Consider the following 14199-nt stretch of genomic DNA (forward strand, 5'->3'; position numbering starts at 1 on the left):
CTCCCGGATGCTTTACGCGTGTGAACTATTTCTTTAGGTATACTAATCATCCGTGGATGCACACGCAAGCGACACCCTCCCCTCCGACGACCTCGGGGAGCGACTCACCCGCTCGATCGCCCGGAGCTACCGCCGTCTGCGCGCCGAACGCGCCAGCGGAGAACTCGGGGACGCGGCGATGTCCGTCCTCGGCCACCTGCACCGCTACGGCCCCACCACGCTCACCGCGCTGAGTGAGCACGAGCGCGTCACCGCCGCCTCGATGAGCCAGACGGTCAACCGCCTGGTCGGCCTCGGCTACGTGGTGCGGGAGACAGATCCGGCGGACGGGCGGCGCGTGCTGTTCACCCCCACCCCGGACGGACACCGGGTCGCCGGGGATGCACGCGCCCGGCGCCACGCCTGGCTGGACGCGCAGCTCGCCGAACGCACACCCGCCGAGCGCGCGGCTCTCGCCGAAGCCGCCCGGGTGCTGTGGGAGATGGCGGAAGGATGAGTCCGTTCACGCTCTCCTCCCCCGTCACCGCGGAGGTCGAGGTGCGTCGCAGCCGTTTCATCGCGCTGGCAACGCCCGTCGCCGACCGGGAGGCCGCGCTGGCCGAGGTGGCACGGCTGCGCGCCGCGCATCCGGGAGCGAACCACGTCTGCTGGGCGCTGCTGGCGGGCGGGCACTCCGGGATGTCGGACGACGGAGAGCCGTCCGGCACGGCGGGGCGCCCCATCCTGGAGGTGCTGCGACACCACGACCTCGACGGCGTGCTCGGGGCGGTCGTGCGGTACTTCGGCGGGGTGAAGCTCGGAGCGGGCGGCCTGGTGCGCGCGTACACCGATGCCATCGCTGCCGCCCTGGTGGATGCGCCCGTCGTCGAGCGCGTGCCGGAGACGGTGCTCGTGGTGGCGGCCGAGTACGGCGACGCCGAGCGCGTGCGGCGCTGGGCGGACGGCGAAGGCTACGAGACCGGAGACGCGGAGTACGCAGAGGCGGTGCGGTTCACGCTGCGGCTGCCGACGTCACGGGCCGCAACAGCACGGGATGCGGTCCGCGACCTCACGCAGGGCCGCGCGGTGGTCGAGGGCTGACGGCCCCGCACCGCGACGCCCGAAACACCGAAGGGCCCGGTGCGATCGCTCGCACCGGGCCCTTCCGTTCACACTCTGCTGCTACTTGGCTGCAACCTCGGCCGGCTCCTTCGGAGCGGACTTCTTGGCCGGAGCCTTCTTCGGAGCGTCGACCGCAGGGGCCTCTGCCACTGCGGGCTTGGGACGGGCGGCGAACTCCTCGAAGACGGCACGCGGGTGCTGCGTCGCTGCGAGCGAGACGATGTCGCGTCCGAGCCAGAAGTTGTTCCACCAGCCCCACAGCACGCGCCACTTGCGCTCCCAGCTCGGCATCGCGAGGCCGTGGTATCCACGGTGCGCGAACCAGGCGGGGAGGCCCTTGATGGCGAGCTTGCCGGACTGGAACACTCCGACGCCGAGACCGAGGCCGGCGACAGCGCCCAGGTTCTTGTGGAAGTACTGGCGCGGGAGCTCGCCGCGGAGGTCCGCGATGATGTTCTTCGCGAGCAGCTTGCCCTGACGGACGGCGTGCTGGGCGTTCGGCACGCAGAAACCGCCGACGCCGCCGCCGGTGAGGTCGGGGACGGCCGAGACGTCGCCGGCGCCCCAGGCGTCCTTGATGATCTCGTCGTCGGAGCCGACGCGGAGGTCGGCGCGCACGCGGAGACGGCCGCGCTCCTCGATCGGGAGGTCGGTGTGGCGCACGATGGTGGGGTTCGCCATGACACCGGCGGTCCACACGATCAGGTCGGTCTCGAACTTCTCACCGGTCGACAGCTCGATGACGCCGTCGACGGCGCTCGCGAGCTGGGTGTCCAGGTGGATCTCCGCGCCGCGCTGGGCGAGGTTCTTGATCACCCAGTGGCTGGTCGGGAGCGACACCTCCGGCATGATGCGGCCCATCGCCTCGATGAGGTGGAAGTGCGTGTCCTCGAACGAGATCTGCGGGTAGTTCTTGAGCAGCGCGCTCGCGAACGAACGCAGCTCGGCGAACACCTCGATGCCGGCGAAGCCGCCGCCGACGACCACGAAGGTCAGCAGGCGGTCGCGCTCGGGGCCGGCGGGCAGGTTGGCCGCCTTGTCGAAGTTGGTGAGGACGCGGTCGCGGATGGCGACGGCCTCCTCGATGGTCTTGAGGCCGATGGCCTGGTCGGCGACGCCCGGGATCGGGAACGTGCGCGACACGGCGCCGGCGGTGACCACGACGATGTCGTACTCGAACTCGTACGCGTCGCCGATGGGCGGCTGGATGGTCGCCGTCTTCTTCGCGTGGTCGACGTACGTGACCTTGGCGGTGACGACGTTGGTCTTGGTGAGGTGGCGGCGGTGGGCGACCACCGCGTGGCGCGGCTCGATGGACCCGGCTGCGACCTCGGGAAGGAACGGCTGGTAGGTCATGTAGGGCAGCGGGTCGACAATAGTGACCTCTGCCTCCCCCTTGCGCAGCTGCTTCTCGAGCTTCCACGCAGTGTAGAAACCGGCGTATCCGCCGCCGACGATCAGGATTTTGGGCACAGTGGTGGGTCTCCTCAACACGAAAGTATTCAGTTAATCTACTCCCTGCTGCCCGTCGCTCTGAAATGCCGGAATGCGCCGACCCCGCCGAGGACCACGAGAGCGGCGAAACCGGTGATCAGACTGAACGGCAGCCAGAAGCCGGTGAGGGCCGTCCACTGCGGCCAGAGCAGCTGATCGACCCGCGCAGACGGGGCGGCGGGGAGGGCGTGCGGAGTGGCCGTCGTCGCCGGGACTTTGCCGGGCGCCGGGCTGGTGGGCACGTCCGCCCTGCGGTGGATGCGCACCCACTCGGAAAGGTCGCCCATCGGGTTGGCCGAGACGTGCGGCACCTTCGCGCTGACCGCGGCGGCCGCATCCAGGAGTCCGTAGCCGTAGATCGGGCTCGGCACGGTTCCCGGTGCAGCGCGGGCCGTCTTGATGAGCCGCTCGATCACATCCGGAGCCTTCAGCTCGGGATGCGCTGCCCTGATCAGCGCGACGGCTCCCGCCACCAGCGGGGTCGCCCCGCTGGTGCCCGCCCACTGCACGTAGCCGCCGCCCGGGCTCACCCCGACCAGCTGCTCGCTGGGCGCGGAGACGGCGATGGTGATGCCCTGCGACGACGCGTCGAAGCTCGCCTGCCCCTGCCGGTCGACCCCGGCGACGGCGACGACACCCGGGATGGTGGCGGGCGCGCCGACCTCGGTGGTGCCGCTCCCCCGGTTGCCCGCCGCCGCGACGACGACCACGTCGTGGTCGAACGCGTACTGGAACGCCTCGTCCCAGCTGGTCGGCCAGTCGAGCGTGTTCCTGGTGAGGGACATGTTGATGACCTTCGCGCCGTTGTCCACGGCCCAGCGCACGGCTGTCGCGATCTGCTCGTCGCTGCCGATGGCGCCGGAGGCGGAGCCGAGCGCGACGGACGCCGTCAGGATGCTCGCCTCGGGCGCGGCGCCGAGCACGCCGCTGTCCGGGCCGGCTCCCCGACCGGCGAGCAGCGACGCCACCCAGGTGCCGTGGTCGGCGGAGCCGGCGTCGCCGAGCGGCTTCTGCCCGTTCGCCGCCCCGACGCCGGACACGTCGGTGCCGCCGACGACCGCCCCGGCCAGGTCGCGCACGCTGCCGTCGACGCCGGTGTCGATCACCGCGACCTTGACGCCTGCGCCCTTGGTCGTCTTCCAAGCCTGGGTGAAGCCGTAGTCGGTCAGCCAGTATTCGAGGTCGCGCACCTGATCGGCGTGCGCGACGCTGGACGGCGCGACGGCGGCGGCCAGCCCGAGCAGTCCTGCCAGGGCGACGGCGGTCGCTGCGCGGCCGAGCCGGGTCATCCTGCGGTGTAGTCCTGGCACTCGCACACCTCGGGCGACCAGTCGGCGCGCGCGAGAGCGAGGTCGCCGATCGGGTTCACCCCCGGTCCTGCGGCGAGCGCGTGCGCTCCGAGGGCGTGCAGGCACTTGACGCGCACGGGCATGCCTCCGGCGGAGATGCCGGCGATCTCGTCGACGACGGCGATGGACTCCCGGTCGGCGAGGTATGCACGGTGGGCCGCCGCATACTGGTCGCGCACGGACTCGTCGGCTTCGAGCAGTTCGTTGTACTCGTTCATCACCTGCGTGGCCTCCAGCTGCGACAGAGCGGCGGTCGCTGCGGGATGCGTGAGGTAGTAGAAGGTCGGGAACGGCGTGCCGTCGTCCAGCCGCGGGGCGGTGGACACCACGGTGGGGTTGCCGCAGACGCAGCGCGCCGCGATGCCGACGACATTGCGCGCCGGCCGCCCGAGCTGGGCGGACACGGTCGCGATGTCCTGGTCGGTCACTGCATCGAAGGGTGGGGTGGTCATCACTTGCCGCCAGGGGTCGAGGTGGGGGTGGGAGTGCTCGCCGGGGCCGTGCCGCCGAGCTGCGACGGTGTCGCGTCGCTGAGGCCGGCGCCCATGAACGAGCCGAAGAGGGAGCCGAGCCAGTCGGTCTCGGTCTTCTGCAGCTTCGAGCTGACCGGCGCATCCTTGGTCTGTGCGGCCGGGGCCCTGTCGTCGATCACGAGGTAGCTGACCTCGCCGGGCATCACGTAGTAGAGCCGGTCGCGCGCCTGCGCCCTGATGTAGCTGGGGTCGTTCCAGCGGGCGCGCTGCTCCTTGAGGTCGGAGACCTGGCCGGACAGCGCATCCACCGCCTTCTGCTGGTCGGCGATCTGCTGCCGCTGCGAGATGAGGCTCTGCGCGGTGGGCGCGAGCACGACGACGGCGAGGATGAGGAGCCCCATCATCACCAGCGAGAAGCCGGAGAAGTGCAGCCCGCGCAGCCAGCGTCCCGTGGCCGATCCCGACGACATGGCGACAGGGACCCGGCGTGTACGAGGCGCAGCCACAAGCCCTCCCAACGCACACGACCAAGATCGGGGCCGACGGTCCCCGCTCGACAATCGTAAGCCACCCACCCGCGCGCTCCCTGTGCTCCCCCGCCGCGCGTCCCGTGATTGCCGGTGCTCCGTTCGGCGAGGTCGCCGCGGGATGCGAAAGGCCCCCGGATCGGCGATCCGGGGGCCTTTGTGCGCGTGCTGTTACGCCGTGAAGCGCGGGAAGGCGCTGCGGCCGGCGTAGACGGCTGCCTCGCCGAGCTCCTCCTCGATGCGGAGGAGCTGGTTGTACTTGGCGACGCGCTCGGAGCGGGCCGGGGCACCGGTCTTGATCTGGCCGGCGTCCGTGGCGACGGCGAGGTCGGCGATGGTGGTGTCCTCCGTCTCACCCGAACGGTGGGAGAGCACGGCGGTCATGCCGTTGCGCTGGGCCAGCGAGACCGCATCCAGGGTCTCGGTCAGGGTGCCGATCTGGTTGACCTTGACCAGGATGCTGTTGGCCGCCTTGAGCTCGATGCCCTTGGCGAGACGCGCCGGGTTGGTGACGAACAGGTCGTCGCCGACGAGCTGCAGCGTGCCGCCCAGCTCGGAGTTCAGGTGCGCCCAGCCCTCCCAGTCGTCCTCGGCCAGCGGGTCCTCGATGGAGACCAGCGGGTAGTTCGCGGCGAGCTCCGCGTAGTACGCCGACATCTCGGCCGCGGTGCGGTCCTGGCCCTCGAAGCGGTACACGCCGTTCTCGAAGAACTCGGTGGAGGCGACGTCGAGGCCGAGCGCGATGTCGCGGCCGACGGTGAAGCCGGCGTTCTGGATGGCCTCGGAGATGAGGTCGAGGGCGGCACGGTTGTGCTCGAGCTCGGGCGCGAAGCCGCCCTCGTCGCCGAGGCCGGTGCTGAGCCCGCGCTGCTTGAGCAGCGACTTGAGCGAGTGGTAGGTCTCGACGCCCCAGCGGAGGGCCTCGGAGAAGGTCTCCGCACCGATCGGCAGGACCATGAACTCCTGGATGTCGACGCCGGTGTCCGCGTGCGCACCACCGTTGATGATGTTCATCATCGGAACGGGCAGGGTGTGCGCGTTCGGTCCGCCGATGTAGCGGAACAGCGGCAGGTCTGCGGAGTCGGCAGCGGCCTTGGCGACGGCGAGGGAGACGCCGAGGATGGCGTTCGCGCCGAGGCGCTTCTTGTTCTCCGTGCCGTCGAGCTCGATCATGGCCGAGTCGACCAGGCGCTGGTCTGCGGCCTCGAAGCCCTCGATGGCCGGGCCGATCTCGTCGAGAACGGCGTCGACGGCCTTCTGCACGCCCTTGCCGAGGTAGCGGTCCTTGTCTCCGTCACGAAGCTCGTACGCCTCGAACGCACCGGTCGACGCACCGGACGGCACGGCGGCACGGCTGACCGTGCCGTCTTCGAGAAGCACCTCGACCTCGACGGTCGGGTTTCCGCGCGAGTCGAGAATCTCGCGAGCGCCTACAGCTTCGATCTGAGCCACAACAGTCTCCTTGTTTCACATGTGTGTGGGGGTGGGTTAAATCAGCGGTGATCCGCTCGCCAGTCTACTGACGTCCGCGTGCGGCACCGACCGGGGGTGCACCGAGGTGCACCGGGGGCCCGGCCGCGCCGAGGTCAGCCGAGCGGCTTGAGCTCCAGGGCCGCCGCATCCGGAGTGTCGGCGTTCACGAACGCGAAGGAGCGGAAGCCGGACGCCTCCGCACGGTCGAGCACGGCCTTCAGGTTCTTGGCGCGGCGGTCGAGGCGCACCCGGCGGCCGGAGGCGATCAGCTCCGCCTTGATGGCGAGCAGACGGTTCAACGGCACGGTCTGGTCGTAGACGAGCACGACGGAGTCCGCCGCCGCGTCTTCCGGGGTCTCGATGAGGTCGACCACGCGCTCGAAGCCGATCGAGAACCCGCAGGCTGGCACGTCGGTGCCGAGGAAGCGTCCGATCATGCCGTCGTAGCGGCCGCCGCCACCCACCGAGCTGCCGGAGCCGGGGTGCGCGATCTCGTATATGGTGCCGGTGTAGTACCCCATGCCGCGCACCAGCGTCGGGTCGAAGCGCAGCGAGACGCCGGACGGCAGGGCGTCGAGCGCGTGCGCGAGCGATTCCAGGGCGGCGATGGCGTCGGTGTCGATCCCGTCCGGCAGGATGCCGGTGATCGCCTCGACGGTCATGGCGACGCCGCCCTCGGCGATGTGCGGCTCCAGCTGCTCCAGGATGCCGCCGAGCACCGCCGCGGAGTCTGCGCCGTCTGCGCTCAGCTCCTTCACCACGCCCTCCGCGCCGATCTTGTCGAGCTTGTCGATCGAGATCAGCACCTGCGGCCAGCGCGCCTCCGCGAAACCGCAGAACTCGAGCAGCCCGTTCAGGATGCGCCGGTCGTTGATCCGGATCGTGCAGTTCTCGAGGCCCAGCGCATCCAGTGCCGCCGCTGTCGCCGTGATCAGCTCGACCTCCGCCAGCTGGCCCGCCTCGCCGATGATGTCGATGTCGCACTGCACGAACTGGCGGTACCTGCCCTTCTGCGGGCGCTCCGCGCGCCAGACCGGCGCGATCTGGATCGACCGGAAGACCGGAGGCAGCTCCGCGCGGTGCGTCGCATAGAAGCGGGCGAGCGGGACCGTCAGGTCGAACCGGAGACCCAGGTCGGTGAGGCTGAGGAGGTCGCCCGAGTCCATCGCGGCCTGCAGGTCGTCCGCGTCCAGGCCGCGCTTGAGGACGCTGAACGCCAGCTTCTCGTTGTCGCCGCCGAGGCCGGAGTGCAGCCGGGCGACGTCCTCCACCACCGGCGTCTCGATCTCGTCGAACCCGTGGGCTGCGAAGCTCTTCCTGATCACGCCGAGCGCATGCTCCCTGCGGGCCTTGTCTGCCGGGAGGAAGTCGCGCATGCCGCGAGGCGGGGTGATCGGAGAAGCCATGCGAACGATTCTTCCATGTAGCGTGGCGGGGATGAGCATCGACGAGTTCCGCATCCAGCTTCCAGACGACCTCCTCGACGACCTGCGTGCGCGGCTCACGGCCACCCGCTTCGTGCAGCCGGTCGGGTCGTCGCCGTGGGAGGGCGGCGCGGGCGGCCCCGTGCTGCACGAGCTGGTGGAGTCGTGGCTGGCGTTCGACTGGCGGGCCCAGGAGGAGCGGCTGAACGCCTACGACCAGTACCTCGCCGATGTGGGAGGGCACCGCATCCACTTCGTGCGGGTGCCCGCCGCCGGATCGGCGGAGACGCGCATCCCGTTGCTGCTGCTGCACGGCTGGCCGAGCGCGTACACCGAGTACCTTCCGCTGGCCGAGCGCCTCGCCAACCCGGCGGGCTCCGGATCGGATGCGCGGATCGCGTTCGATGTGATCGTGCCGTCGCTGCCCGGCTTCGTCTTCTCCGAGCTGCCCGACCGGCCGCTGACCAGGCAGGCCATCGCCGACGACCTGCACGAGCTGATGACGACTGTGCTCGGCTACGACCGGTACGCGGCGTTCGGCGGAGACATCGGCGGAGGAGCGGCGACCTGGCTCGGCGCTGAGCACGCCGACCGCCTCATCGGCGTGCAGCTCATCCACGCGCCGTTCCCCGCCGACGACGAACCGCAGAGCGACGACGAGCGCGCATACCTGGCGTCGGTGGATGCGTACGACGCGGCGGACGGCGGGTACAGCGAGATCATGGCCACCCGTCCAGACACCATCGCCGCGGCCCTCGGCGACTCCCCCGCCGGGCTGCTCGCCTGGATCGCGGACAAGTGGCACGACTGGGTCGACGGCGACCTCGACAGCGTGGTGCCACGGGATGCGCTGCTCACCATCGCGACGCTCTACTGGGCCACCGGAAGCATCGGCACCTCGTTCCGCCAGTACTTCGACTACGAGGCGAACCCGCCCCGGCCGCCCATCGTCGCCCCGCTCGGCGTGCTGCTGAGCAGGGAGCCGGTGATGGACGGGTTCCCCCGCTCGCTCGCCGAGCGCGCGGCCGACGACCTGCGCTCGTTCGAGGTGGCGCCGCGGGGCGGCCACTTCCTCGGCCTGGAGCAGCCCGACCTCGCCGCCGACCGCATCCGGAGCTTCTTCGCGTCGATCTCCTGACCGGCGTAGGATGAGCGCGTTGCCACCCTCATGGTCGTGCCCTGCGACTTCGGTGGTGTCCCGATGGACCTGACATGAGTCGCATCCGTCCGACCACGGGTAGATGCTCGCTGTCAGACACAGGCCGACAACGTGCCCGTCAGCCATCCAGGAGAGTCGAACCCGCGGATCGCGGACCTCTCACCCGAATGGCGGGCTGACAGCGCCTAGCGGGCACGCTGCCGGTCACCGGGATGCGCGAGAGCGCCCCGCCGCCGTCACTCCCGCCGCCGTCACTCCCCGAGCGTGTGGTGCCTGCCGAGCGGGACGACGAGCGGCGTGCCGGTCACCGGATCCGGTGCGATGACGGAGTCGACGCCGAACACCTCCCGCACCAGCTCGGCCGTGACCACCTCCGCCGGCGTCCCCGCCGCCACGATGGCTCCGGCGCGCATGGCGATCAGGTGGTCGGCGTACCGGGCGGCCAGGTTGAGGTCGTGCAGCACCATGACCACGGTGGTCCCCCGCTCGGCGTTGAGGTCGAGCAGGAGGTCGAGCACGTCGATCTGGTGGCTGATGTCGAGGAACGTGGTGGGCTCGTCGAGCAGCAGGATGTCGGTCTGCTGGGCGAGCGCCATCGCGATCCACACCCGCTGGCGCTGCCCGCCGGAGAGTTCGTCGATCGCCCGCGTTGCCAGGTCGGCCACCCCGGTGGACACCATCGCGGACGCGACCGCCTCGTCGTCCTCCGCCGCCCAGCGGCGGAACCAGCCCTGGTGCGGATACCGTCCGCGGCCGACCAGGTCGGCCACGGTGATCCCGTCCGGCGCCGTCGGCGTCTGCGGCAGCAGGCCGAGCATCGTCGCCACCTGCTTGGTCGGCAGCGAGTGGATGTCCGTCCCGTCCAGCAGCACGGCCCCGGATGCGGGAGCCAGCAGCCGCGACAGGCCGCGCAGCAGCGTCGACTTGCCGCAGGCGTTCGGTCCGACGATCGCGGTGACCGTGCCGGGCGGCACCTCCAGGTCGAGGCCGTCGACGACCACCCTGCCGTCGTAGGACAGGGTGAGTTCGCGCGCGGCGAGGTGATGGTTGTCGGTCATGCTCAGCCTCCCCGGCCGATTCGGTTGGTCCTGGTGAGGAGCCACAGCAGATACGGTGCACCGACGATGCCGGTGACGACGCCGACCGGGAACGCCACGTCCGGCACAGCGAACTGCGCCACGATGTCGGAGATCACCAGCACGAGCGCGCCGACGAGCGCCGACGGCACCAGCGCGAGCGATCCGCGTCCGACCAGCCGCCGGGCGATGGGCGCCGAGAGGAACGCGACGAACGCGATCGGTCCAGCCACGGACACCGCGACCGCCGCGAGTGCGACGGCCACCAGCACCACGAGCAGCCGCGTCCGCTCCACCCGCACGCCGACCGCCGCCGCGGTGTCGTCGCCCAGGCCGAGCGCCGCGAGCGGGCGACCGAGCAGCAGCGCGCACGGCACGAGCACCACGGCGCTCGCCGCGAGCACGGTCAGCGCGACAGGGTCGACGCTGTTGATGCTGCCGGTGAGCCAGACCAGCGCCTGCTGCACATCCGTGAGGTCGGCGGTGGTGAGCACGTAGGACACGACGCCACCGGCGACGGCGGCGAAGCCGATGCCGATCAGCACGAACCGGTAGCCGCTGATGCCGCCACGCCAGGCCAGCAGGTAGATCAGCAGCGCGGCGACCAGCGTTCCCGCCACGACGGTGCCGGACAGCGCCAGGCCGGTCAGCCCGAACCAGACCAGTGCGATGGCGCCGGTCGCGCTCGCGCTCGCCGTGATGCCGATGATGTCCGGGCTCGCCAGCGGGTTGCGCGCAATGGACTGGATGAGCGCTCCGGAGAGCCCGAGGCAGCCGCCCACCAGCACGGCGGCGAGCAGGCGCGGCAGCCGCAGCTCCAGGATCACGAACTGGGTCAGCCTGTCCGCCCGCCCGACGAGCGCGGCGAGGACGTCGGCCGGCGCGACGGCGGCGGCGCCGAGACTCAGCGACACGGCGGACACCAGCAGGATGAGCACGCCGAGCACGACGGACACGGTGACGACCCGGGATGCGCGCGAGCGGCGGTCGGCGCCGGCCGCCCGCGCCGCATCCACGGTCACAGGCTCACCAGCTTGCGACGGCGCACCAGCGCGATGAACACGGGGGCACCGACGAACGCCGTGACGACGCCCACCTGCAGCTCGCCCGGCCACGCGACGAGCCGGCCGATCACATCGCAGGCGATGAGCATCGTCGGGGCGATCACGGCGGAGAACGCGAGGATCCAGCGGTAGTCGGCCCCGACCACCCAGCGGGCCACGTGCGGGATCACCAGGCCGACGAACGCGATCGGCCCGACGGCCGCCGTGGCGGAGCCGCAGAGCAGCACGACGGCGACGGCCGAGAAGCCCCTGGACAGCCCGACGCGCTGGCCGAGACCGCGGGCGACGTCGTCGCCGAGCGCGAGCCCGTTGAGCGCGCGGCCCAGGGCGAGCGCGATGACGGCTCCGATCACGATGGTCGGCAGCACCTGCCAGAACACGCCGAAGTTGCGGCCGGCGAGCGAGCCGACCTGCCAGAACCGCAGCGCATCGAGCGACACCCTGCTGGTGAGGAGCACCGCGGTGATGAGCGACCCGAGCGCTGCGGAGACCGCCGCCCCCGCGAGGGCGAGCTTGATCGGGGTCGCCCCCTCCCGTCCGGCGGACGCCACCGCGTAGACGACCACCGAGGCGAGCGCCGCCCCGGCGAAGGCGAACCACAGGTAGCCGCCGGGCGTCGTGATCCCGAACACGGCGATGGCGACCACGACCGCGAGCGACGCGCCGAAGTTGACCCCCAGGATGCCCGGGTCGGCCAGCGGGTTGCGGGACAGCCCCTGCATCACCGTTCCCGCTAGCCCGAGCGCGAGTCCGGCGCCCAGCCCGAGCAGGGTGCGCGGCAGCCTGCTGTCCACCACGATCAGCGACGCCTCATCGGACTTCCGGTAGTGCAGGAGGGCGTTGAACACCGAGGCGGGATTGATCGGGTTGGAGCCGAGCATCAGGCTCAGGATGCACACCACCAGCAGGGCGACGACCGCCGCGCCGAACCCGTATGCCAGCCGACGCCGCCGGCGGGCAGTGGATGTGCGCCCCTGGTGCGCGATCCCCTGCCCGCCGTCCGCCGTCGCTGTGACGCTCCTGGCCATCCGCCTGTGCTACTTGACCTTCTCGGCGGCTGCCGCGAGCTCCGGGACGTAGCGGTCGAGCATCCACGGGATGCTCAGCACGCTGGGCGCGCTCGACGCCATCACGAACGACTCGCCGACGATCGGCGCGAAGCGGCCTTCCTTGACGGCGGGCATGGCGGCGACCAGCGGCTCGGCCGTGAAGGTGTCGACGGCGGACTGCTTGTCGAAGTACATCACCAGCAGGTCGGTGTCGATTTTGGAGAGGTTCTCGTAGCTGACCTGGAAGAAGAAGCTGTCCGGGTCCTTCTTCGTGTCGAGCGCGTCGATGCTGGCCGAGTTCTTCAGGCCGAGCTCGTTGAGCAGCAGCACGCGCGAGTCCGTCGCCTTGTAGACGTTGATCACGCCCGGCTCGTTGGCGGCGGCGTAGACGAACGTCTTGTCCTTCAGCACCGGGTACTTCGCGGCGAGCTTCGCCACGTCGTCCTCGGTCTTGGTCTTCAGCGCCGTCGCCTCCGCGGACAGGCCGAGCGCCTTGCCGACGATGTCGGTCTGGTCCTGCCAGCTGGTGCCCCACGGCACCTTCGGGTAGGCGACCACCGGGGCGATCTTGCTGAGCTTCGCGTACTCGTCCTTGGTGAGGCCGGAGAGCGGGGCGAGGATCACGTCCGGCTTCGCCTTCACGTACTCCTCGAACGGCACCTCGCCGGTGTCGACGCCCGCGATGAGCTGCGGCGTCTTCGCCTTGAGCTCCTTCAGTTTGTCGGCCACCCAGGGCAGCACGCCGTCCGCGTTGCCGCCGTAGGTCATCTTCGGCATGGCGACCGGAACGACGCCGAGGGCGAGCGCCACGTCGGCCGCTCCCCAGCCCCAGACGGCGACCCGCTCCGGCTTCTTCTCGATGGTGACGGGGCCGAGCGCGCTCTTGATCGTGACCGGGAAGGCACCGGATGCGCTGGTCGAGCTGCTCTCGTCGCCGGGCGTGCCGGCGCTGCAGCCGGTGAGGATGAGGGCGGCGGTCGCGACGATCGCCGATGCGATCACAGCGACACGCGACCGGCGGCGTGGAACGGACTCGAACATGCTTCTCCTTCGAGACGACTAGGGGGTTTAGGCAAGCCTAACCTAACCGTCTCGCGGGTGCCACTCAGTCGGTGGATGCGGTGGGCAGGCCGATGATTCCGGCGTCCGCCGCATCCTGCTCCTGTTCGCGGATCTCCGACTGCAGGTCGCGCAGCGTCGAACGGAGGGCGCGCTCCGCATCCAGCCCCTGCGCCTTGGCCGACGCGACGATGGCCAGCAGCAGCGGACCCAGCTCGTCCTCCGACTCGACCTGCACTCCCCCGGCCTCGCGCAGATCCAGCAGCCCCACCTTCTCCGCGCGGCCGAGCAGCTTGTCGGCGAGCGCCAGCGACGGCATTCCCTGCGGGATGCCGTCGAGCACGCTGGTGCGCGACGGCTTCTCCCGCTTCTTGAGGTCGTCCCAGAACTCGACGACGTCGTCCGCGGTCTCCGCCGTGCGGTCTCCACCGAACACGTGCGGGTGCCTGCCGACCATCTTCGCGGTCATCTGTGCGGCCACATCCTGGATGTCGAAGTCCTCGCCGGGCGTGTGCGCGGCGATGTCGGCGTGGAACAGCACCTGGTAGAGCACGTCGCCGAGCTCCTCGATCAGGTCGTCCCTGTTGCCGGTCTCGATCGCCTCGACCAGCTCGTACGTCTCCTCGATCAGGTACTGCACGAGCGACTCGTGCGTCTGGTCGGCGTCCCACGGGCATCCACCCGGGCCGCGCAACCGCTCCATCACGGCCACCAGCTCGTCCAGCTTGGTCGCCTGCCCGGACGCGGGAGCGGAAGAGAAGCTCAGCTCGGTCATCGTGGATGCCTTCCTCGATCGCGGGCGTGCGACTGCGTGCCCTCCTCCATCCTCCCCCATCCTCCGGGCTCCGGCGCCTGCCGCCCGGTAGACTGGGCGACTGGTGTGCCGGGAAGTCTGGTCGGCGGGTGGCGCGAGCGCGCCGCTCCCGCATCCGACCGCGCTGCGAAGACAGC

General features: G+C 70.8%; 14 protein-coding genes. 3 read left to right on the forward strand and 11 right to left on the reverse strand.

All coding sequences use genetic code 11. The features are described from left to right. Positions 1 to 52 precede the first annotated feature (52 nt). Entirely contained in the window at positions 53 to 496 is a 444-nt protein-coding gene (locus tag HF024_RS12735; RefSeq protein WP_085371257.1) for a MarR family transcriptional regulator, read from the forward strand. Beyond that, entirely contained in the window at positions 493 to 1080 is a 588-nt protein-coding gene (locus tag HF024_RS12740) for a YigZ family protein (protein ID WP_168689775.1), read from the forward strand. Before HF024_RS12735 ends, HF024_RS12740 begins: the two co-directional genes overlap by 4 nt. 81 nt (positions 1081 to 1161) lie before the next feature. Here the strand turns inward: HF024_RS12740 and HF024_RS12745 are convergent, their stop codons facing one another. The 6 genes from HF024_RS12745 to hisS form a co-directional block, all read right to left on the reverse strand. Then, positions 1162 to 2574 (reverse strand): NAD(P)/FAD-dependent oxidoreductase, encoded by a 1413-nt coding sequence (locus tag HF024_RS12745; protein WP_168689776.1) that lies wholly within the window; start codon positions 2572 to 2574, stop codon positions 1162 to 1164. Between the two features lie 38 nt (positions 2575 to 2612). Further along, positions 2613 to 3884 carry a S8 family serine peptidase gene (locus tag HF024_RS12750; RefSeq protein WP_168690898.1) on the reverse strand — a complete coding sequence of 424 codons (1272 nt, stop codon included), beginning with the start codon at positions 3882 to 3884 and terminating at the stop codon, positions 2613 to 2615. Continuing rightward, on the reverse strand, positions 3881 to 4396 hold the full coding sequence (locus tag HF024_RS12755; protein WP_168689777.1) for a DUF501 domain-containing protein: 516 nt from the start codon (positions 4394 to 4396) through the stop codon (positions 3881 to 3883). The genes HF024_RS12750 and HF024_RS12755 overlap by 4 nt, the downstream gene beginning before the upstream one ends. After that, a complete protein-coding gene (locus tag HF024_RS12760; protein WP_247597109.1) occupies positions 4396 to 4887 on the reverse strand; it encodes a septum formation initiator family protein in 492 nt (163 codons plus the stop codon). Before HF024_RS12760 ends, HF024_RS12755 begins: the two co-directional genes overlap by 1 nt. A 228-nt stretch (positions 4888 to 5115) precedes the next feature. Next, positions 5116 to 6396, reverse strand: coding sequence for a phosphopyruvate hydratase (gene eno / locus HF024_RS12765; RefSeq protein WP_168689779.1), 1281 nt, complete (start codon positions 6394 to 6396; stop codon positions 5116 to 5118). Positions 6397 to 6530: 134 nt separating this feature from the next. Continuing rightward, positions 6531 to 7823, reverse strand: coding sequence for a histidine--tRNA ligase (gene hisS / locus HF024_RS12770; RefSeq protein WP_168689780.1), 1293 nt, complete (start codon positions 7821 to 7823; stop codon positions 6531 to 6533). A gap of 31 nt (positions 7824 to 7854) precedes the next feature. Here hisS and HF024_RS12775 point away from each other — a divergent pair, with 31 nt between their 5' ends. Then, the gene (locus HF024_RS12775) at positions 7855 to 8979 is read left to right on the forward strand and encodes an epoxide hydrolase family protein (RefSeq protein WP_168689781.1); all 1125 of its coding nucleotides are present in this window, start codon (positions 7855 to 7857) and stop codon (positions 8977 to 8979) included. Positions 8980 to 9251: 272 nt separating this feature from the next. Here HF024_RS12775 and HF024_RS12780 read toward each other — a convergent pair whose 3' ends face one another. From HF024_RS12780 to HF024_RS12800, 5 genes are all read right to left on the reverse strand, one after another. Further along, positions 9252 to 10058, reverse strand: coding sequence for an ABC transporter ATP-binding protein (locus tag HF024_RS12780; RefSeq protein WP_168689782.1), 807 nt, complete (start codon positions 10056 to 10058; stop codon positions 9252 to 9254). Positions 10059 to 10060: 2 nt separating this feature from the next. After that, positions 10061 to 11092 (reverse strand): iron chelate uptake ABC transporter family permease subunit, encoded by a 1032-nt coding sequence (locus HF024_RS12785; RefSeq protein ID WP_085369826.1) that lies wholly within the window; start codon positions 11090 to 11092, stop codon positions 10061 to 10063. A 2-nt stretch (positions 11093 to 11094) separates the two neighbouring features. Continuing rightward, positions 11095 to 12168, reverse strand: coding sequence for an iron chelate uptake ABC transporter family permease subunit (locus tag HF024_RS12790; protein ID WP_085369721.1), 1074 nt, complete (start codon positions 12166 to 12168; stop codon positions 11095 to 11097). Between the two features lie 9 nt (positions 12169 to 12177). Continuing rightward, a complete protein-coding gene (locus HF024_RS12795) occupies positions 12178 to 13230 on the reverse strand; it encodes an iron-siderophore ABC transporter substrate-binding protein (RefSeq protein ID WP_085369722.1) in 1053 nt (350 codons plus the stop codon). Between the two features lie 64 nt (positions 13231 to 13294). Continuing rightward, complete coding sequence (locus HF024_RS12800) at positions 13295 to 14023, reverse strand: MazG family protein (RefSeq protein WP_085369723.1); 729 nt, start codon at positions 14021 to 14023, stop codon at positions 13295 to 13297. Positions 14024 to 14199 lie beyond the last annotated feature (176 nt).

Source organism: Leifsonia sp. PS1209 (assembly GCF_012317045.1).
In the GTDB taxonomy this organism is placed as follows: Bacteria; Actinomycetota; Actinomycetes; order Actinomycetales; family Microbacteriaceae; genus Leifsonia.